Origin of the sequence: Staphylococcus sp. acrmy (assembly GCF_022690565.1) — a bacterium.
In the GTDB taxonomy this organism is placed as follows: domain Bacteria; phylum Bacillota; class Bacilli; order Staphylococcales; family Staphylococcaceae; genus Staphylococcus; species Staphylococcus caledonicus.
Window position 1 is genome coordinate 18101 of sequence record NZ_JALCVE010000010.1, and the last position, 21338, is coordinate 39438.

At 34.6% G+C, this 21338-nt stretch carries 15 protein-coding genes and 1 pseudogene; 7 read left to right on the forward strand and 9 right to left on the reverse strand.

All coding sequences use genetic code 11. The annotated features are described in order from the left end of the window. Positions 1 to 188: 188 nt before the first annotated feature. Both FH144_RS10000 and FH144_RS10005 read left to right on the forward strand, forming a co-directional pair. Positions 189 to 1748, forward strand: coding sequence for an FMN-binding glutamate synthase family protein (locus FH144_RS10000; protein ID WP_242315678.1), 1560 nt, complete (start codon positions 189 to 191; stop codon positions 1746 to 1748). A gap of 276 nt (positions 1749 to 2024) precedes the next feature. Next, the gene (locus FH144_RS10005) at positions 2025 to 3311 is read left to right on the forward strand and encodes an O-acetylhomoserine aminocarboxypropyltransferase/cysteine synthase family protein (RefSeq protein ID WP_242315585.1); all 1287 of its coding nucleotides are present in this window, start codon (positions 2025 to 2027) and stop codon (positions 3309 to 3311) included. 89 nt (positions 3312 to 3400) lie between these two features. Here FH144_RS10005 and FH144_RS10010 read toward each other — a convergent pair whose 3' ends face one another. After that, the gene (locus tag FH144_RS10010) at positions 3401 to 3868 is read right to left on the reverse strand and encodes a YehR family lipoprotein (RefSeq protein WP_242315587.1); all 468 of its coding nucleotides are present in this window, start codon (positions 3866 to 3868) and stop codon (positions 3401 to 3403) included. Between the two features lie 147 nt (positions 3869 to 4015). Between FH144_RS10010 and FH144_RS10015 the strand changes: the two genes are divergently transcribed. Continuing rightward, complete coding sequence (locus FH144_RS10015) at positions 4016 to 5092, forward strand: M42 family metallopeptidase (RefSeq protein ID WP_242315589.1); 1077 nt, start codon at positions 4016 to 4018, stop codon at positions 5090 to 5092. Between the two features lie 141 nt (positions 5093 to 5233). Here FH144_RS10015 and FH144_RS10020 read toward each other — a convergent pair whose 3' ends face one another. Further along, complete coding sequence (locus FH144_RS10020; RefSeq protein WP_242315591.1) at positions 5234 to 6052, reverse strand: SDR family oxidoreductase; 819 nt, start codon at positions 6050 to 6052, stop codon at positions 5234 to 5236. Between the two features lie 254 nt (positions 6053 to 6306). Between FH144_RS10020 and FH144_RS10025 the strand changes: the two genes are divergently transcribed. The 3 genes from FH144_RS10025 (at position 6307) to FH144_RS10035 (ending at position 11855) form a co-directional block, all read left to right on the forward strand. Beyond that, the gene (locus FH144_RS10025; RefSeq protein WP_242315594.1) at positions 6307 to 7851 is read left to right on the forward strand and encodes an AbgT family transporter; all 1545 of its coding nucleotides are present in this window, start codon (positions 6307 to 6309) and stop codon (positions 7849 to 7851) included. A gap of 199 nt (positions 7852 to 8050) precedes the next feature. Next, positions 8051 to 9592 (forward strand): exopolyphosphatase, encoded by a 1542-nt coding sequence (gene ppx / locus FH144_RS10030; protein ID WP_242315596.1) that lies wholly within the window; start codon positions 8051 to 8053, stop codon positions 9590 to 9592. 97 nt (positions 9593 to 9689) lie between these two features. After that, positions 9690 to 11855 (forward strand): RNA degradosome polyphosphate kinase, encoded by a 2166-nt coding sequence (locus FH144_RS10035; protein ID WP_242315598.1) that lies wholly within the window; start codon positions 9690 to 9692, stop codon positions 11853 to 11855. 338 nt (positions 11856 to 12193) lie between these two features. Here the strand turns inward: FH144_RS10035 and FH144_RS10040 are convergent, their stop codons facing one another. After that, positions 12194 to 13435 (reverse strand): acetylornithine deacetylase, encoded by a 1242-nt coding sequence (locus FH144_RS10040; protein ID WP_347341118.1) that lies wholly within the window; start codon positions 13433 to 13435, stop codon positions 12194 to 12196. Positions 13436 to 13513: 78 nt separating this feature from the next. After that, a complete protein-coding gene (locus FH144_RS10045) occupies positions 13514 to 14209 on the reverse strand; it encodes an SDR family oxidoreductase (RefSeq protein WP_242315602.1) in 696 nt (231 codons plus the stop codon). Between the two features lie 176 nt (positions 14210 to 14385). Here FH144_RS10045 and FH144_RS10050 point away from each other — a divergent pair, with 176 nt between their 5' ends. Further along, positions 14386 to 14661, forward strand: coding sequence for a DUF1413 domain-containing protein (locus FH144_RS10050; protein WP_277953169.1), 276 nt, complete (start codon positions 14386 to 14388; stop codon positions 14659 to 14661). 220 nt (positions 14662 to 14881) lie between these two features. On the opposite strand, the gene FH144_RS10055 is transcribed toward FH144_RS10050, so the two are convergent. The 5 genes and pseudogenes from FH144_RS10055 to galU all read right to left on the reverse strand — a co-directional run bounded on the left by FH144_RS10055 (position 14882) and on the right by galU (position 21315). After that, positions 14882 to 15073 (reverse strand): hypothetical protein, encoded by a 192-nt coding sequence (locus FH144_RS10055; protein WP_198611959.1) that lies wholly within the window; start codon positions 15071 to 15073, stop codon positions 14882 to 14884. A gap of 566 nt (positions 15074 to 15639) precedes the next feature. Next, positions 15640 to 18504: pseudogene (locus tag FH144_RS10060) on the reverse strand (DEAD/DEAH box helicase). Then, on the reverse strand, positions 18504 to 18899 hold the full coding sequence (locus FH144_RS10065; RefSeq protein ID WP_242315605.1) for a (deoxy)nucleoside triphosphate pyrophosphohydrolase: 396 nt from the start codon (positions 18897 to 18899) through the stop codon (positions 18504 to 18506). Before FH144_RS10065 ends, FH144_RS10060 begins: the two are co-directional and overlap by 1 nt. 529 nt (positions 18900 to 19428) lie before the next feature. Next, a complete protein-coding gene (locus tag FH144_RS10070; RefSeq protein ID WP_242315607.1) occupies positions 19429 to 19620 on the reverse strand; it encodes a hypothetical protein in 192 nt (63 codons plus the stop codon). Between the two features lie 828 nt (positions 19621 to 20448). Continuing rightward, on the reverse strand, positions 20449 to 21315 hold the full coding sequence (gene galU / locus FH144_RS10075; RefSeq protein ID WP_107508048.1) for a UTP--glucose-1-phosphate uridylyltransferase GalU: 867 nt from the start codon (positions 21313 to 21315) through the stop codon (positions 20449 to 20451). Between the last annotated feature and the right edge of the window lie 23 nt (positions 21316 to 21338).

Sequence of the window (21338 nt, forward strand, 5' to 3'; positions counted from 1 at the left end):
TATTTCTTTGCTTAACCTTACCACAGAAAACCAATTATTTTTTATATTTTAAATTGTAACAAAGTTGCGATTATAAAAAATTTAAAATTTATTAAAAATTTGAATTGTAAAAAAGAAGTGTTGGTGTATGATTGAAATTGTAAAAGGATATAAGGGGGAAGTTTTAATTGTTATCATTACTTACAACAATGCAATTTATTGTAAATGTTATGATTTTTATAATCATATTTGCAGTAATCATCCTTGTTTTGATTTTCCTATTCAAAGATAAAGGGCAATCACAACATAGTGTATTACGTAATTATCCAGTTCTAGGACGCGTACGTTATTTTGCTGAGAAAATCGGTCCAGAATTACGTCAATATCTATTTGCGAATGATACAGAGGGGAAACCATTTTCAAGAAATCAATATACTAATATTGTCTTAGCCGGCAAATATAATACACGTATGTCAAGTTTCGGTTCACAACGTGACTATGAAGAAGGTTTCTATATTCGTAATACGATGTTTCCACTACAACGAAATGAACTTCACATTGATAACGCCTCAATGATTTCAACATTCGTATATACAGTGGATAATGAGCGATTGTTTAAAAGAGATGAACATCGTGATAGAAAAGATATTGATCCATACTATTTATCATCAGACAATGCGGTGGTCTTAGGTGAAGAACTTGCGCATCCATTTAGAATCAAACGTTTAGTAGGACAATCGGGGATGAGTTATGGTGCGCTAGGTGGACGTGCAATTACCGCGTTATCACAAGGACTAGCACGTGCCGGTACATGGATGAACACAGGTGAAGGTGGTTTATCAGAATACCATCTCAAAGGTGGCGGCGATATTATCTTCCAAATTGGGCCAGGATTATTTGGTGTGCGTGACAAGGATGGCAACTTTAGTGACGATAAGTTTATGGAAATGGCACAACATAAAGAAGTTAAAGCCTTTGAACTTAAACTTGCCCAAGGTGCGAAAACACGTGGTGACCATATGGAAGCTAATAAAGTGACAGAGGAAATTGCTCAAATTAGAAATATTGAACCATATAAAACAGTTAACTCACCTAACCGCTTCGAATTTATCAACTCTCCAGAAGATTTATTAAAATTCGTGGACAAGATACGTCAATTAGGTCAAAAACCAGTGGGCTTTAAAATTGTCGTGAGTAAAGTAGAAGAAATCGAGAAACTTGTGCAAACAATGATTCAACTTGATATCTATCCAGACTTTATTACTGTCGACGGCGGTGAAGGTGGTACGGGAGCCACTTTCCAAGAGCTTCAAGATGGCGTCGGCCTACCACTATTTACTGCTCTACCTATCGTTTCAGGTGTATTAGAACGCTATAAAGTGCGTGATAAGATGAAGATTTTCGCTTCAGGAAAATTAATTACCCCTGACAAAGTAGCCATCGCTTTAGGTCTAGGTGCAGATTTAGTAAACATCGCTCGGGGTATGATGATTAGCGTTGGTTGTATTATGAGCCAACAATGTCATCTTAATACTTGCCCTGTCGGTGTAGCGACAACAGATCCTAAGAAAGAGAAAGCTTTAATTGTAGAAGAAAAACAATATCGTGTAACCAACTACATAACAAGCTTACATGAAGGATTATTTAATATCGCTGCTGCAGTAGGCGTTAAAAGCCCAGATGAAATTACAAGCGACCATATCGTTATTAAACGAAAAGATGGTTCTATTGAAAATATCGCAAATTATAAACTTAAATTAATTGATTAAATATAAACGAGGTTGAGGTTAAGACATTAATAACTTATGCTCTGGGAAACCGATAAACGGTGTCCCAAAAGCAGGATTCTCGGCAGATACCGTCACGATTCGACAAAATTTGAAGAACAATTTTGCTCATCGTTCGGTTCTGCTCAAATCCTAAACACTTTTGTCCCAACCTCACTTCGTTTATTAATTCCTAGTAATTTGGTTTGATTTAAATTGAAACTGCTGTATAATATGGTTAAAAATATCAGAATATTCTATCAATTTGAGGTTTTATTTATGACAGAACAACATCCAAACTGGAAATTTGAAACTCAAACGATTCACGCAGGTCAAGAAGTTGATGAATTCTCGAAATCTCGTGCCGTTCCAATCTATCAAACTTCAAGCTATGTTTTTGATAACACACAGCATGCACAAGACTTATTTTCACTGGCTAAACCCGGCAATATCTATACACGTATCATGAACCCTACGCAAAACGTCTTTGAAGAACGTATCACTCAACTTGAAGGTGGCGTAGGTGCCTTAGCAACGTCTTCTGGACAAGCTGCTATTGCCCTTGCCTTACTCAACATTGTAGAATCAGGTTCAGAAATTGTTGCTTCGTCTAATCTTTATGGTGGTTCATATAATTTACTTCATATTACCTTTGAAAAGTTAGGCATTAAAGTTCATTTCGTCGATCCAAGCAATCCAGATAATTTTAAATCAGCAATTAATGACAATACACGCGCAGTATATGCCGAAACAATCGGTAACCCGGCAATTGATGTATTGGATATTGAAGCGGTAGCGAAGATTGCACACGATAATGGCGTACCTTTAGTAATTGATAATACGTTCGCCTCTCCATACCTATGCCGTCCATTTGAACATGGTGCCGATGTAGTTATTCATTCTGCCACTAAATTTATTGGTGGCCATGGTACATCTATTGGTGGCGTTATTGTAGATAGCGGTAAGTTCAATTGGGATAATGGTAAATTCCCAGGATTAGTTGAACCTGACCCAAGTTATCATGGCATTTCTTATACTAACGATGTAGGTGAAGCGGCTTATATTACTAAAGCACGTGTTCAACTCTTACGTGATTTAGGTTCAGCCGTCTCTCCATATAACGTGCATGAATTCTTAATTGGTCTTGAAATACTTCATTTACGCATGGAACGTCACTCTGAAAATGCCTTAAAAGTAGCACAATTCCTTGACCAACACCCTAAAGTAACTTGGGTAAATTATCCTGGACTTGAAAATAGTCAATATCATCATTTAGCTAATAAATATTTACCTAAAGGACAAGGCGCCATCTTAACTTTCGGCGTAGATGGTTCTATCGAGGATATCGCCCACTTTGTCGATGAGTTACAATTATTCTCATTACTTGCCAACGTTGGCGATTCTAAATCATTAGTTATCCATCCGGCTAGCACAACGCATCAACAATTAACGGAAGAAGAACAACGTCAGTCAGGCGTCCTTCCAGAAATGGTCCGCTTATCTATCGGAACTGAAAATGTTGATGATATCATCCAAGATCTCGACGCAGCACTAAATTCAATCTAAAAAATATAAAGGTTGAGTCATTAACTGTTTAAATTTTAAGAAACTACTTAATAGTTACTCAAAGTTTAATTAATGGCCCAACCTTCTTATTAATCATCTGTCATATTACTTTTTTGAGTGAATCCCATACGTTTTAATTGTCTTACTGTGCCTTCCATATTAACTTTCTTATCATTTTTAGAAGTTAAGGCTAATGAGAAGTATTGTTTAATTTCTTTGATATCTCCCTTTGTATAATCGATATCTATATTTTCCACCCATTTACCATGATTATTCTCTAAATGATATGTCACACCTTTTAAATGTTTCAATGGACGGTTCTCTTTAAACGCATTCTTACCTTCTTTTTTCGACATGCCTAAATCATTGTATTTCAATATGCTCACCGTCGATTGTTTGACTACCTTATTCTTCTTATAAGATAACGTCGTTAAGACATGCTTACCTTCCACGTTCCCCTCATATGTTTTAGAACGCTCTTTACTACAAGCCCCTAGTATACCTACGCTTAACACTAAGATTATCGTTAACGTTAAGAATTTTTTCATCCTATTCATCTACTTCCCACTATGTCATTTTCAACTAAATTATATCTCATTATCTATAACATTACCTTATACTTTCTATTACAAACACTTTTTTCAGAAAATTAAATCTAGGCATGCTACAATAACAGTATCTATTTCTATTGGGAGCGTGTGAAAATGAAAGAATCAATCGAATTACTCAAATCATTAACGGACGTTAATGGCATCGCTGGTTATGAACATCAGGTTAAGGAGAAAATGCGTGAGTATCTCGAACCAGTGAGCGATGAAATTATTGAAGATGGTTTGGGTGGCATTTTCGGGAAAAAAGAAAGTAAAAATGGTACTAAATCATTAATGGTGGCAGGTCATTTAGACGAAATCGGCTTTATTGTTACTAAAATCGATAAAGACGGCTTTATTAAATTCCAACCTATTGGTGGTTGGTGGAATCAAGTGATGTTATCACAAAAAGTGACTATTACCACTGATGATGGTACGGAAATACGTGGTATTATTGGATCTAAACCACCACATGCGTTAAGTGCTGAAGAAAGAAAACAACCCGTTCAAATTAAAGATATGTTTATAGATATTGGTGTACGAAGCAAGGAAGACGCAGAACAACACGGTATCGAGGTCGGTAATATGATTACACCTTATAGCGAATTTGAACAATTAGCTAACGGTAAATATTTAACGGCTAAAGCGTTTGATAACCGTTATGGTTGTGCATTAGCTGTCGATGTACTAAATAACATTAAAGATGAAAATATTGGTATCAATGTTTATGCAGGAGGCACAGTACAAGAAGAAGTAGGCTTACGTGGTGCGAAAGTAGCTGCTAACAAGATTAAACCTGATTTAGCCATTGCAGTTGATGTAGCAGTCACTTATGATACACCAGGAATGACTAATCTAGGCAGTGATACAGCTATTGGTAATGGTCCTGTCGTAATTTTAATGGATGCTTCTAACGTTGCGCATCAAGGCTTACGTCAACACATTAAAGAAGTCGCTAAGAAACATTATATCACGGTACAATGGGATACAACGCCTGGTGGTGGCACTGATGCAGGTAGTCTTCATGTCGCTAACGAAGGTATTCCAACCATCTCAATTGGTGTAGCTCTTCGTTACATGCACTCTAACGTTTCTGTACTCCATACTGACGATTATGAAAATTCAGTACGCCTAGTTACAGAAATCATACGTTCACTTAACGACGACGCATACGATAAAATTAAATGGTAATGATTACCTATTAAACATTAAAAGGCTGAGCCATAAAAGAATGGCTCAGCCTTTAGCTTTATCAGTAGTTGTCCGAAATGAAATTAAGACATTAATACTTTGTGCTTTGGAAGACCGATAAACAGTGTCCCAACTTTCCCCTTATTCTACTGAGTTTTTCCAACTGTTATCACTTAACATTTCGCCTGGCCAAGTATAAGCCATGACGCCTCCGTCAATACGAATGGTTTCTCCAGTCACAAATGAACTATCATCTGAAGCTAAGAACGCGACAAGTTTACCTACTTCTTCTGCTTTACCTAATCGACCAAGTGGCGTTACCCATTTTTGATTTTCACGGAATGTTTTACCCGCTTCATCTTCTTCTGTACCAGCTAAATTATCAACTAATGGCGTTTCAATTGTACCTGGTGCAATCGCATTAGCGCGAATATTCTCACGACCATATTCAATCGCAATTGACTTCGTGAAATTGATGACTGCCCCTTTCGCCGCATTGTAGCCTGAACGATATAAGTCTGCAGCTTGGCCTGAGAATGAAGATGTATTAATAATTGAACCACCGTTCTCCATCATTAATGGTAATAAGAATTTTGTTACTAAGAACGTTCCTCTCATATCAACTGCCATGATTTTATCAAACACTTCTACTGGATATTCATGAATACGGCCAGCGTTATCATCGACGCCTGCATTATTAAAGATAACATCAATGCGTCCATACTCTTTTTTCGCTTGATCAGCAAAGTCTTGAACCTGTTTATCATCTGAAATATCCACTTTATACGCCGTTGCTTTACCACCATTATTATTAATGTCTGCAACCGTAGATTCAAGTTCATCTGCAATATCTAGCGCTAAAACATGCGCACCTTCATTAGCTAACACTTGCGCTGAAGCTCGACCAATTCCAGTACTTGCCCCTGTAATGACTGCTATTTTATTTTCTAATCGTTTCATAACGCATTCACTCCATTTTTTAAATATCTGTCTAGAAGTTCAAGTTTTATATAATTCTTATGTTCCACTCTTGAAGTGTACTCAAACCCCTTCTGAAAATGATAGCGCTTTACCTTATCACCTTAATTTACTTATTTTAATTTGTTATATCTTATAAATATTATAATTTTTTCTTATGTAAAATTTCTGAAAATTGGTATATTTTAAAATAATGTTTGTTATACTTTACGTTAACTAACAAAGGGGGCTGCTTTATGACTACAAAGGCAAAAGAAAGACCATCTTTAATTAATCGATTTCTTAATATTGTTGAAAAAGCAGGTAATAAATTACCAGATCCTTCCGTACTATTCTTTTTAATGTGTGTGGGCTTAGCCGTCATCACATGGATTGTGTCGTTATTCGATGTGTCAGTTAAACACCCGGGTAGCGGAGAAATGATACATATTAAAAATATTATCAGTACCGAAGGCATCGCAATGATTATGAATGATGCAATTAAGAACTTTTCAGAATTCCCTACACTTGGGCTTGTACTAGCTGTCATGATTGGTGTAGGTGCCGCTGAAAAGTCAGGCTATTTCGATAAACTAATGATTTCAGTAGTCAATAAAGCCTCAAAGAAGATGATTGTACCTACTATCATCTTGATTGGTATTTTAGGAAGTTTAGCTGGGGATGCTGCGACAGTTATCTTACCACCACTCGCAGCGATGATCTTCATTAAAATTGGTTACCATCCCATTGCTGGCTTAGCTATGGCCTACGCTTCAGCTGTTGGAGGATTTGGTGCTAACTTACTTATCGGCATGCAAGATGCTTTAGTATATGCTTTTACAGAACCTGCGACAAAGATTGTTTCTGATAGCGTAAAGATTAACGTCGCAATGAATTGGTATTTTATTGCAGCGAGTGTCTTTCTCGTGTTGCCGGTCATTTATTTTACAACGACTAAAATCGTGCTACCACGCCTAGGTACCTACGATGAAAGTCAATCTACCATCGATGAGGAAGAAGAAACATCATCAACTATAACAACAACAGAGAAGCGCGCATTATTCTGGGCAAATATGTCATTTATCGTTTTAGTCGTTGCACTTATTATTTGTTGCCTTCCTGAAGGTAGCTGGCTACGTAACGCTAAAACAGGTAGTCTGATTGATGATTCCCCACTTATTAATGGCGTGGGTCTCGTTATTCTCGTACTTTTTTTAATACCTGGTATTGCCTACGGCGTTCTTAGTAAACAAATCAACAATTCTAAAGATTTAGGCGCCATGGTGAGTGAATCTTTAGGTTCAATGGGAGCGTTCATCCTAATCGTCTTCTTTGCCGCTCAATTACTCGCCTTTCTACAATGGAGTAACCTAGGCATTATTGTCTCTGTTTACGGGGCTAAGTTATTACAACATCAAAGCGGTATTGTACTCATTATCGGTATTATCGTGTTAAGCAGCTTAATCAACCTCATCATTGGCAGTGCCTCTGCTAAATGGGGCATTCTCGCTCCAATCTTTGTGCCGATGATGATTTTAGTGGGCTACCACCCTGCTTTTACGCAAATGATTTATCGTGTAGGTGACTCAGTTACAAATCCAATTACACCTATGATGCCTTACTTACCACTCATCTTATCTTATGCGCAAAAGTATGATAAAAATATGAAGCTTGGTTCTCTACTTTCAAGTCTTATGCCATATACAATTGCCCTATCTATCATATGGACACTCTTTATTATTGTATGGTACTTAATCGGACTTCCATTAGGACCAGGTGGACCAATTAAAATACCAAAATAACATGTAAATTCAGTTATTTTTCGACTAAATAAAGTCGATGATCATTTTCATAAATAAATTAAATACTTGGGTAAATAAATTCTTATTTATTAAATAAGATTTCTGCTCCAGTCCCTTTTTCAAACGGCAATATTACGGTAAAATATAAGTATAGAGAGTGTATAAATTCAGCTATTTTTTAGCAATTTAGGAGGACACGATGGAAGAACGTATAGGTTTAATAGATATTGGGTCAAACACCATCAGGCTAGTTATATTTAAATTTGATAAAGCGACAGGGATTAATGAATTACTAAACATTAAAACACCTGCCCGTCTTAGCCAATATCTCAATAAAGATAACGAAATGAGTAAAGAAGGTATTCAAGTTTTAATAGATGCCTTACACAGTTTTAAATCCGTTTCTGAGAAGTTTAACGTCACAGAATTACATCCAATTGCGACAGCTGCAATTCGTCAGTCTAAAAATAATGCTGATATTATAAAAGCAGTCAAAAAAGAAGTCGACATGGATATTAAAATTGTCCCTGAAGAAGATGAAGCGTTTTACGGTTACTATGCGATTACACATACCACAGAAATTGAAAACGGCGTTTCAGTAGATATTGGTGGTGGTTCAACAGAGGTCACATTATTTAAAGATAAAGAACTTCTTAAAGCACATAGTTTCCCATTTGGCGTCGTAACGCTAAACCGCAAATTCTTCGACGGCAAAGCGCACAACGACAAAGGTGCCATTAAAGATATGGAGAAATTCTTAGCACAACAATTCGATACATTAGATTGGTTAAAAGGCCAAGATGTCTCACTTGTAGGTGTAGGTGGTTCTGCACGTAACGTCGCTCGTATCCACCAAGCGAAACATTCTTACCCTATCGGTGGCGTGCATAACTATACAATGACATATAAAGATATCGATGAAGTCTTTGACCTTATTCGTAAAAGTTCTCGTGATGAGTTAACGAACCTTGATGGCTTAAGTCGCGATCGTGCTGACATTATTTTACCTGCCGTTTCTGTCTTTAAAGCACTTTATAAGAAAGTAGACGCAAAACAATTTACATTTTCAAGAAATGGGCTTCGTGAAGGCTATATCATTCATCAAGTGAATGAACGCTATCCTGATGTATTCGATAAGCACAATGTGCGTAAAGAATCGATTCATTTCTTAGCACGTGAATATATTATTGAAGACGTGACATCACAAGTACGATTAAAACTGGCGAAATCTTTACTTGCACAACTTATCGAGATGGCTGATTTAGATATTAGTGAGAACGACCAACGTTTATTTGAAGAAGGGACTTATATTTATTACTTAGGTAGTTTTATCGATTCCGATTCAAGTTCACCACATACATACTATATTATCGCGAACTCAATGATTAATGGCTATACACATAAAGATCGTGTCAAATTAGCATTATTAGCTAGTTTTAAAAATAAATCATTATTGAAATTCTATTGCGAAGAAACGGACTGGTTTAGCAATAAAGAAATAGATACAATTCAAACTCTCGGGGGTATTATCAAGTTCATCAATGCATTAAACATCTCACACACTAGTTTCGTTGAAGATGTCGTATTGAAGAAGAAGAAAAAAGGTGACGAGGATTACGAACTAACCGTATTTTATACTGAAGGTGAACCTGTCGCTGAAGAGTATCAAGCTGTAAGACAGAAAAAACATATAGAAAAGATACTTAAAGGGAAAGTTTCCATCATCTTTACAAAATCTTAAAATAACTATGCTATTTTAAAGTTAGGTAGTTATGCCTTCCACTAAAAAATTAATTAAACAAAGTATATTTGAGGAAATGACGAGGTGTATTCGGAATATGCAAACTCAATTGGGAGAAAATGATATTAGCTTACCACAATACTATAATAACCGCGAATTAAGTTGGTTAGACTTCAACTATCGTGTACTTCAAGAGTCATATGATAATAACAATCCATTATTAGAAAAATTAAACTTTATTTCTATTTTTAGCTCAAACTTAGATGAATTCTTTATGGTGCGTGTGGCCGGCTTAAAAGACCAAGTGAAATTAGGCTATGACAAACCTGAAAACAAAGCACAAATGACGCCACAAGAACAAGTCGATGCCATCCAAGAAAAAGCTAAAAAATATGTAAACAAACAATATGAACGTTATAACGAATTAATGAACGAACTAAAAGATTACGACATCGTAATGTGTGAACCAGACAAATTATCAGAATCTCTATTAGAAAAGTTAGAAAGGGACTTTAAATTAACCATTCTACCAACATTAACACCGCTTGGTATCGATGCGTACCACCCTTTCCCAAAACTTAATAACAAAAGCTTAAACATCTTCGTTGATATTGATACAGAGGATGCGATTAATTCAGCGATTGTACAAATTCCATCGCTAATTCCAAGATTCTTAACTTACAACGAAGGTCCTAAGCAATATGTCTTGATGATTGAAGATGTGATTTCATACTTCATCAATTATTTATTCACAGGATATGAAGTTTTAAATACGTTCACATTCAGAATTACAAGAAATGCCGATTTAACTATCCATGAAGATGGTGCTGAAGACTTATTAATCGAAATTGAACGTTTCCTTAAAGAACGTAAAAGCGGTTCTGCCGTGCGCTTAGAAGTAGATGGTCGCACTGCGAATCGTGATGATTTAGACTGGTTGGTTGAAACATTAGAAGTAGATAAACAAGACGTTTATTTCTTAGATGGTCCATTAGATTTAACATTTATCTTTAGCTTAGTTGATCATCTATCTCATAAACTAAATTATTTAACTTATAAGAAGTATTCACCACAAATTTCTCGTTCTTTAGGTAATAACAATGTATATGAATTAGCATTAAAACGTGATATCTTCTTCCACCACCCTTACGAATCATTTGAACCTATCGTCGACTTTATACGTGAAGCGGCGGATGATCCAAATACAATTGCGATTAAACAAACGCTTTATCGTGTAAGTAAAGATTCACCGATTATCAACAGTTTAAAAGAAGCTGCTGAAAAAGGTAAACAAGTAACGGTGCTAGTAGAATTAAAAGCTCGTTTCGATGAAGAAAATAATGTGCACTGGGCACGTATGTTAGAAGATGCAGGTTGTCACGTGATTTACGGTATGACACATTTAAAAACACACAGTAAAATCGCCCTAGTCGTTAAACGTATCGGCGGCGAATTAACATCATTCGTCCATCTCGGTACAGGTAACTATAACGATAAAACAGCGAAACTTTATACTGACATGGGCATTATTACCACTAATAAAGAAATTGCAGAAGACGCGATTAACTTCTTCAATTACCTAAGTGGCTACTCAGTGAAACCAGGGTACAATAAATTAATCGTTGCGCCATTCGATATTCGTGACGTCTTTATCGACCGTATCGATAAAGAGATTAATAGTCACCTTCAACATGGCAACGGTAAGATTATGATGAAGATGAACTCTTTAACTGATAAAGCTATCATTGAAAAGTTATTCGAAGCATCACAAGCCGGCGTGAAGATTCAACTTATCATCCGAGGTATTTGTTGCTTAAAACCAGGCATTCCTGGTATTAGTGAAAATATCGAAGTAGTAAGTATCGTAGGACGTTTACTTGAACATTCTCGTATTTATTACTTCCATAACAATGGCGATGAGCGCATTTATTTATCATCTGCCGATGTAATGACACGTAATATGATTAAACGTGTGGAAATTTTATTCCCTGTTGAAGATAAAGAAATTGGTAAACGTTTAGTAGACTTTATGAATTTACAATTATCTGATAATCAAAAAGGTCGTTATCAAGACCAAGAGGGTAACTACCATTATGTTGAAAATAATTTATCACCATTAAATTCTCAAGTATATTTAATGCGTGAAGCTGTTGAATATGGCCAAGAACTAAAGAAACAATCTGCGCAACCATCAGGCATGCCTGTCGTTTCTAAACGTAAAGCAGGTTGGGTTAACCGTATTCGACGTTCATTAAAAAAATAGGATTTTAATACGAAAAAGCTAGGTTTAATTCCAAACTATAGGCGTAGAAATGATTCAATTATGAATTATTTCTACGCCATTTTCATATTAATACTTCGTATTGTTTGGCTCGCGTTCCTGGGAGACAACTTCAGCCAGCCCATACTGACGTTTGGGCCCCAGTCTTCAGTTTGTCTTGTTTCCCTAGGAGTCTCGCCAACAATACTATGTTATATACATGTAATTTTACACTTAAATACTTTGCAGTTAAATCGACTTTGCTTACTTTAATATCGATAAATCACATTAATATTAAATAATTACTTAGTACTGAGATATTTTTAACTCAATCTCACTTTTTATTTTTCAGGGTTTTGGTACCAATGTTTGAGGAAGGTGTATAAGACGTTGCTATAGGTCTCTAATTCTGAGGCTTCTATTTTTTCGTCTACGCTATGTGCTTCTTCAAGGCTTCCTGGTCCATATAAAATAGTCGGAATACCAAAATGCGCTGTCCAACCACCATCTGTAACAGTCGTACTCATACCATATTGCATGTCGGTACCATTTACTGTTCGATGCGCATCTTGTAATTGTTTAAATCCGGGATGTTCTGTTGGAATCGTAAAGCTCGGGAAGATTTCACCTTTATCTTCAATCATAGATTCTCCGCCCCATTCGAATTGTAACGGGTTCTCTCGTAACCAAATATCTGCATTGGCCATTCGATTCAAGTAATCTTCAATTTCCGCTATAACATCTTCATAGCTTTCATTTGGCAAGTAGTGTACCGTAATCCACAATCGGCACTCATCTGCAATAAAGGCTGGATGACGGCCACCTTCTATCACTGCTGGATTAATAGTATTGGCACCTGGTGGCATACCAGGACTATGTTTCATAACGGCCCAATGTTGTTCTAACTCATTCAAGGCTTGTATGACTTTGGTCATCTTTTCTATAGCGCTTGCGCCAAATAAGCCACCGCCTGCATGAATGGTTTGGCTACGGGCACCATCATGGATAGTATTTTTACTTTTCACTGTTACCCAGCCTGTAATAACGCCACCTTGACCTAATGCCATCATTTCACTCGTATCTAATACTAAAGCTAAATCCGCTTTCGGACCAATTTCACACGCTAATTTTGTTCCCGCTTCGCCTACTTCTTCACCTACGACCGATTGTACGATAATATCGCCTTCAGGTTGGCGTCCTTCTTGGCGTAACTTTTCAAGAACATAAAATAATGAGGCCATGCCACCTTTCATATCACTCACACCACGACCATAAAGCCAGTCGCCACTTTGCGTAAGTTTAAATGGTGGATAAGTCCAGTTTGAGTCATCATCGACAGAAGCTACGTCTACATGACCATTTAAAATTAACTTCGGTGCATCAGGATTCTTACCTTTCAAGGTGCCTACAATCACGCTATCATTCTTATACAGTTGTTCACGTTGAATGCTAAAACCTATGTCTTTTAATACATGTTCAATCTCATCTTGTAGTGGATCTGTATTACGTCCAGGAGGGCTCTCCGTATTATACTTAACCAATAAATCTAATAAGTCATAAAGACGTTGTTCCATATCAGTCACATCCTTGTATAAAATTGAATACACTAAGCGTATGTCAATTCTAGTGTAACATTTTACAGGATATTATTTAGCCCCTGTTTACACTGGTCGGACAATGACTTCATTAACATTAACGTGGTCCGGTTGTGTTAAGGCATAAATAACCGCATTGGCGATATCTTCAGGGTCTAACTTTTTACGTCCGCCGAAATCAGTATTTTCCGTCATAGGCGTATCTACCATGCCTGGTAAAATGCTTGTCGATTTAATGCCTGTACGCGCTAATTCTTTCTCTAAGGCTTCTACGATACGTAGTACTGCTGATTTACTTGCGCTATAAATTGCACTGTCTTTTGATACTTCAAAGCCAGAAATTGAGGCTAAATTGATAATATGACCACTGTTTTGTTCTTCAAAGTGTGGTAATACAGCGTTCAAGCTATATAATAAGCCTTTGACATTCGTATCTATCATCGCGTCCCAGTGGTCGACGTCATAGTCTGTAATTTTAGATGAACCGTTAATACCGGCGCAATTGACTAGAATGTCTACTTGTTTAAATTTGGCGACGGCATTTTCAACTAGTGCGTCGACTTCGTCTTTAGATGTGATATCTGTTGGCGTAATGAGGTAATCACCTTCAGCCATATCACTTGCTACTTCTTGTAGTTTGTCTTCGTTCCGTCCTGCTAAGACGACTTTTACGCCTTGATGTGCAAGTGTTTTAGCGGTTGTTGCCCCAATACCACTACTTGCTCCCGTAATAATTGCTACACGTCCATTTAATTCTGCCATTTCAACTTCACCCTTTACTTTAGTGTCATTGATTACCTATCCTTAATCATCGTTGGCTAAACTTGGGTTGCTTTAATTTTCAAAAATTCTCAGAGAAAAGCTCATGAAGAATTGTATTATTTGTGAAAACGTAATAAAGTTAAGATATAGGATTCATGGGCATATAGAAAGAGAGGATGACAAGAGTGACATTTACTGAACGTATTCAAGCATTACGTGGTAGCATTGGTAGAACGAGTTTCTCATTCCGCTTCAAAGATTTATTTACTGAGGAAGAATGGTTAGAGATGAGTGTGAAGCAACGTACGCGTCAGGAGAGAGAATTTATTGCACAGATTGATCGTATTCTGCATGTGAGAATGCCTTTCTCAAGTGCAGAGCATTATAAATTTAAGTTATATAATCAAGAGTATCAATATAATGAAGTTAAGAAGAACTTTAAAGCAGTATAATGTGAGCGAGAGTTGGAATAGATTAAGTACGGATTGAGCATGCTGTGGTTTCAATTAGCTCGTATCACATGAAAGGCTGGGGCACTTTTGTAGAAGTGTCCCAGCCTTTTCAACACATTATTCCATGATGATTAGGGGTATATTTATGGTATGCCTCCGACTGCTCACCAACGAAGGCATAGTAAGTTCTTGAATGTTATAGGAGGTCATTCAAATTGTGTTAATTGCTTACGAGTGTTTTACGTTCGAGTCCATAGAAGTATAATCGTTCGGCATCGATATAAGGAATTGAGTCGATTGTTAAATAGCCATCTTTAATATCGCCAATAGTGCCTTGGTTTACACCTGTTTTTAAATAAATATCGTAGCTGCCTTCTTCAGAAAAAATTACATCTTCAATTACTTTTCTCATCCGTATCACTCCAATTACTTATTCCTTACACTTCATATCATACACGCTTTTTAAAATATTTAAAGTGATTTGTGATAGTTTTCACAAATAGTTCATTATTTTTAAAAATCAATTCTTTTTAATATTTTTATGCAGATAGTATTTAATGTAATGTTTCGTAAAAAAAGGAATCAAAATAGGTTTGGTTGCGTTTATGTTGTGACGCTTTCCTGCGTGAACTCGACGAGCCGCGGTCTCGCCATTCGTTCTTTTACGCTAGGAGTCGCACAACAACACTCCACCTCCCATTTTGGGATGCCGTCTCAGCCTGTAGTCTTCGACTGGCATTGCTTCCGCAGGAGTCTCGCTAACAATACTATGTTAGATCGAGAAATAATACATGCAAATATTAAAAATTAAAACACTTTCTCACGAAATTAAATTTAAAAAATAAAAAATGATAATTCCTATATTGTTTCAATAGAAATTATCATTTTCCTTTTAGCCTGAGTTATGTATGTCTCAGATTATTCTTTGATATTTACTTAAAATAGATAAATCTACCAAAGTACTTAAAATTGTATATATTATTCTTCAACAATGTATCTATAAATATCATCTCTAATTGAAGTTTTCATAGCTAAATTCATAGTAACTACTCTATCTCCAATATCTCTATCTTGTTCTTTAGCAGTGCCTTTTATATATTCCGCTTCTCCTAAATAGTAATGCAATTTGCCTTCAGCATCACTTTTTTTAACAAAAATATATATTTTCTTATTTCTTTCCTTATGATTTATAATATCTTGGATTTCTTTACTCTTAAGCGAAGCATTTGCTCTTGAAACCCAGGCTAGCTCATCTTGACTAAGAAAACGATCTTCATATTTTATATTATCATCTATAACTTCAGATTTCGTATAAGTTATAAACACAGGAATATGATCGTCTAATACTCTATAGCCATAGATGTTGTTACTCATATTCTTTTCATCATTTCTCCAATTAACTAACTTAAGGAAATCTAATCTTGAATATTGGTTGTATAAAATTAAAACATTACCAGAATCTTGAAATTTATTATTATAATATTTCGATAAACTAAGAATATCGGTTACATACTTTTTAAACTCATCATCTTCAATATACTTTTTAAATGTATTACTGAGTGAAACTTGCGAATCATTAACGACAATAGGTGAACCATATCTTTCTTGTTCAGGTAAACCAAAATAATCTAAAGTTAATATTTTAATTGATGTATCAATATCTTCATTTTTAATCGCATCTAAATTTTCATATAGTGCTTCACGATTCATATCAGTATTAATGATTTTTTCTAAAACTTCAATATCAGAACGTTTCAACCCTGGTAATATTTCTTTAGAAAGAAATGTTAGATTTTTAATCGCATTTTCAGACAGAACTTTTTCAGTATAATTATATTTTTTTAAGAAACAATAATAATTTCCAAATTTAGAAATTATTACTTCAGGATCTATAGAATGCTGCTCAGTATAATCCATCAACATAGGTGTTCTACCAATTCTCTGTTTGACATTATTAAAAGCTTCTTTAATTACTTTAACGCTATTTAAAGTTGCTTCGTTAATCGAATCATAAATTTTCTTTTTAGCTACTTCTTCAAAATTAATAGTAGATACACCTTCAATTTGATTTGGGTCACTTAAAAATTTACGATAATCGTTTTTATTTTGCGATTGATTATCTGACAATGCAATTGGAATAAGGTAATTGTTTTTATAATTCCCAATAAAGTCAATAACAGTTACATAATCTTTATTTGAACTTTTTCTTAATCCTCTTCCTAATTGTTGAATAAAAATAATACTAGATTCTGTTCCTCTAAGCATAACAATTTGATTCACTTCTGGGATATCTACGCCCTCGTTTAACAGGTTAACTGAAACAATATAGTTTATGTCTCCATTTACTAATTCATTTATTATTTTTAGTCTTTTGTTTTGATCATCTTGTTCACTGGTTAGTGACTTACTAGGTATATTTCTATCTTGTAATAATTTAGCTATTTCTTTTGCTTCTTCAGTACTACTAACAAAAATTAAACCCTTTAGTTCTTCACCTGAATATCCATAATAATTCGTCTTTTCGATAATATGATTTATTCTTTCATCTGAAGTTAAATCTTTTAAAGTAGTTAAATCATCACTTTCTACTCCGTTATATATATAATCCGTAACCCCAAAATAATGAAAAGGACAAAGTATATCACTTTCTAACGCTTTAGGCAGTCTAATTTCATAAGCTACATTGTTATCAAAAAGCTCAAATATATTCCCTGTATTTGTTCTTTCAGGAGTGGCAGTCATGCCTAAAAAGAAGTCTGGTGTGAAATATTCCAAAATTTTACGATAGGTTTTTGCATCAGTTCGATGTGCTTCGTCAAAAACTATATAATCAAATTCTTCTTTGTTAAAATTTTTATAACTATCTTTACTATTTAAAGATTGAATAGTTGCGAAAATATATTTAGCTTCTTTATTTTTGATAGTCCCTGTATAGAAGCCAAATTGATCATCACTTTCAAAAGGAAGTACCTTTTTAAATTCTTGTCGCGCTTTTTTTAATATTCCTTCGTTATGAACTATAAATAAAAACTTTTGAGGCTTATAATTTCTAACATCAAGAGCACATAAAATAGTTTTCCCAGTTCCTGTTGCTGAAACCACAAGGCCTTTGTGTTCCCCTGAAGTTCTTAATTTTTTTAACGCCATTAAGGCTTCCTCTTGCATTTTATTAGGCTTAATTTGTATTGAATTAGAAAACTTTTTTATATCTTCGTTTTGTTTACTATTAATCTTAAACAAATCTTTATATAATTTTGATTCAAATGTTTCTTCATAGTTGTTAATTCATTCATGGTTTAAAGGAATGCTCTTTTCCCATAAATCAAAGAATTGACTTTGAACATTATAAATTAACTCTCCATTTTTATGAGTCGATAATAATACATTATGTTCATAGTTTGTTTTCAATGCTGTTGAAGTTAAATTAGAACTTCCAATAATCATTGAAGAATAATTTTCATGTTCAAAAATATACCCTTTAGCGTGAAAACCCTCGATATCAGTTAATCGTATCTCAACGTTCTTCAATTTCAATAATTCTTTGTACATTTTAGGAGTATTAAATCCTAAATAATTTGAAGTAATTAGTTTGCCTTGAACACCTTTTTGTTTTAAATCATATAACACTCTCTTTAAACTAGTTAACCCGCTTTCAGTAATAAACGCTACTGAAATATAAAACGTTTTACATTTTTCTAACTCATTTATAATAGAAGTAAGAACATTTTGATTTCTATTATTAACTAACAACTTAGGGTTTAAGTTGCCTGTGTGAGCTGCGTTTTTATCAATGAATCCTTTGTATAAAGACTGCGTCAGCTTAGGTACTAAATTACTTTCCATTAGTTTTCACCCTTAATGATGATATTAACAGCAGGGATATCCGCTGGGGCCCAATTTAAATTACTTAGTTCATTTAATGGTAGCCATTTAATAGCTTTATGTTCTGTTAAGGTAGGCATTTCCTTATTCAACTCACATTTATAGGTCGATAAGCTTACTATTCCAAAATCATACTCATAATCTGTAGTAGTAATTTTTTCTTTCACTATAAGATCACATTTCATTTCTTCTTTTATTTCTCTAATTAAAGCTTCTTTTTCAGTTTCTCCTTTTTCGATTTTTCCACCAGGGAATTCCCACATCAAAGGAAGACTCATATTTTCACTGCGTTGTGCGCATAACACTTTACTTTCTGAGTAGATAACTGCTCCAACAACATTTATAATTTTTTTCAATAAAAACACCCTTTTTATATTATTATCTTTAATTTTATCAAAGTTGGCTTTTTCATCAATATCTTAAATACCACAGATATTATTTTATGATAAACGGGTTGATTGAATTTATCGGATTTACATATAGTTATATTAAAAAAGTCTAAAAAGTGATATTTTTAGTCAAAAGATTGCTATTTCTAGGGGTTTAAATATAAATTATTTATATTATAATTTAATTGTGTAATAGCTTTATAGCTATTACACAATCGGAGGTTTGTGTGGGTATGGAAAGAGAAATTCAAATTCTTCCTATATGCATCTTAGCGGAAAATGAGATGTAATTATTTATTATTAGTGAATAGTATTTTTGCTTTTTCTTTCCATAATTCTGTTAGATCGATCTAACTACCATTGAGAATGCCATTAATTCTCAATTGGTAAAATTCCTTAGGGGTTCATCTTAATAGAGAGTAAGATGGGTCCCTTTGTTTATTTTTTATCTATGTAAGATTGAGTAATAATCCAATTTTTATTTCTAAAATGGTCTCTAGCTATTCATTTCTTCTTTAAAAAATGTATAAAGTTTTTCTGTTGTTTTTAGTGTTAAATCATCTATGGCTTTATCACCGTTTCTCAATCCTGATATTACACTTTGACTAATACCTGTTTTTTTATATATTTTATATCCTGTAATATCACTATTTATGACCTTTACAATAACGTTTCTATAATCACTCATGCTGTTTTCACTCCTTGTTTAATTGCAAAATAACTTTTTGTTTTATATACTTAAATTTGAAAAGGACTTTTTATAGTCCTTGTTGTTTTCTTTTCGGTCTACCATACCGAAAATGAACAATCTGATTTCCTTCAAAATACCTGGTATTCGGTAAATAATTACTGATACCAGTATTTTTGTGTCTTTTCATCATTTTCTATTGCTCATTCTAGGTTTATACAAATCTTCTCAATTCTTTTTTAATATATTGCCTTAAATTTGTTATATATATTTTTCATACCCCATTTTATTAATCAATTTCTTAGAGTTTCATGATTTTTAGGCTGAATTTTATAAATTAGTCAAAAAAGTGATATTTTTAGTCAAAAGATTGCTACTGCTTGTGGTGTTTTTTCGAATATAATAAATGCATATTAGATTTCGGTCTAATATACGGAGAATCATAAGGGGGGACATTACATATGTAACTCCCCGGGGAAGCTCATCTTAGCGGAAAATAGGATGGGTTTCTCTCATAGTTAGTTTTATATTTTGTCTCTTATTTTGTTTAGTTAAAATGATGTTAAATTTTATTTTTTGTTTGAAACGAGTATAGTCAAAATGAGCAACGATTTATCATTATGCCAAACTAAAGATGTTTTAATCATTTAACTATTCAAGGTAAGAAGACACACGTCATGTTTAATGCCTTCTCTCTACTCCAAATATAAGGCAGGCGCAGGACATTTTAAGCGGGTGTAGCGTATTTCTTAATACGCAAAGAGCCTAAAGCGATATTAGTTAATCATTCAGGGTGTTTGATATTAACTTACGCTTTAGGCTCTATTTTTATAATCCGAGTTGTTTAATAAAATGTACAAGTTCGTCTTTCATTTTCGGATCTTTAAGGGCGTATTCAATTGTTGTTTTGACGAAACCTAGTTTTTCTCCAACATCGTAGCGGTTGCCATCGAAGTCATATGCGTAGACTGGAATGTCGGCGTTCATGCGTTCGATTGCGTCGGTTAATTGAATTTCGTTGCCGGCGCCTTCTTTTTGAGTTTTTAAGTAGTCGAATATTTCTGGTGTCAGGATATAACGACCCATAATCGCTAAGTTGGAAGGTGCAGTCCCTTGTTTAGGTTTCTCTACAAATTGTTTAACTTTGTAACGTTGGCCTTCTTTTTCTAAAGGATCAATAATGCCATAACGATGTGTAACGTCTTCTTCTACTTCTTGTACACCAATGACTGAATGGCCTGTTTCTTCATAGACATTCATTAATTGTTTAATCGCAGGTTCTTCAGATTCAACAATATCATCGCCTAATAAGACCGCAAATGGATCATTACCGATAAATTGACGTGCTGTATAGATAGCATGGCCTAGCCCTTTTTGTTCTTTTTGACGAACGTAAAAGATATTAGCCAAACCTGTGGAATAATTTACTTTTTCAAGTAACTCTGTTTTACCTTTTTCTTCTAATACCATTTCTAATTCTTTTTGATTATCAAAATGATCTTCAATCGCACGTTTATGTTTGCCAGTTACTATAATGATATCTTCAATTCCTGCGCGAGAGGCTTCTTCCACTATGTATTGGATGGTAGGTTTATCTAAGATTGGAAGCATTTCTTTAGGCATCGCTTTGGTAGCTGGTAAAAATCTTGTTCCTAAACCAGCGGCAGGTATGATAGCTTTTTTTATTTGTTTCAAACTTGAGTAACTCCTTTGTACAT

Excerpts from the sequence above, each read along its gene's own strand:
- FH144_RS10070 (WP_242315607.1), bottom strand. The coding sequence starts at position 19,620 with ATGAGTGATTATAGAAACGTTATTGTAAAGGTCATAAATAGTGATATT.
- FH144_RS10050 (WP_277953169.1), top strand. The coding sequence starts at position 14,386 with ATGACAAGAGTGACATTTACTGAACGTATTCAAGCATTACGTGGTAGC.
- FH144_RS10055 (WP_198611959.1), bottom strand. The coding sequence starts at position 15,073 with ATGAGAAAAGTAATTGAAGATGTAATTTTTTCTGAAGAAGGCAGCTAC.
- FH144_RS10015 (WP_242315589.1), top strand. The coding sequence starts at position 4,016 with ATGAAAGAATCAATCGAATTACTCAAATCATTAACGGACGTTAATGGC.
- ppx (WP_242315596.1), top strand. The coding sequence starts at position 8,051 with ATGGAAGAACGTATAGGTTTAATAGATATTGGGTCAAACACCATCAGG.
- FH144_RS10035 (WP_242315598.1), top strand. The coding sequence starts at position 9,690 with ATGCAAACTCAATTGGGAGAAAATGATATTAGCTTACCACAATACTAT.
- FH144_RS10020 (WP_242315591.1), bottom strand. The coding sequence starts at position 6,052 with ATGAAACGATTAGAAAATAAAATAGCAGTCATTACAGGGGCAAGTACT.
- FH144_RS10045 (WP_242315602.1), bottom strand. The coding sequence starts at position 14,209 with ATGGCAGAATTAAATGGACGTGTAGCAATTATTACGGGAGCAAGTAGT.
- FH144_RS10025 (WP_242315594.1), top strand. The coding sequence starts at position 6,307 with ATGACTACAAAGGCAAAAGAAAGACCATCTTTAATTAATCGATTTCTT.
- FH144_RS10005 (WP_242315585.1), top strand. The coding sequence starts at position 2,025 with ATGACAGAACAACATCCAAACTGGAAATTTGAAACTCAAACGATTCAC.
- FH144_RS10000 (WP_242315678.1), top strand. The coding sequence starts at position 189 with ATGCAATTTATTGTAAATGTTATGATTTTTATAATCATATTTGCAGTA.
- FH144_RS10010 (WP_242315587.1), bottom strand. The coding sequence starts at position 3,868 with ATGAATAGGATGAAAAAATTCTTAACGTTAACGATAATCTTAGTGTTA.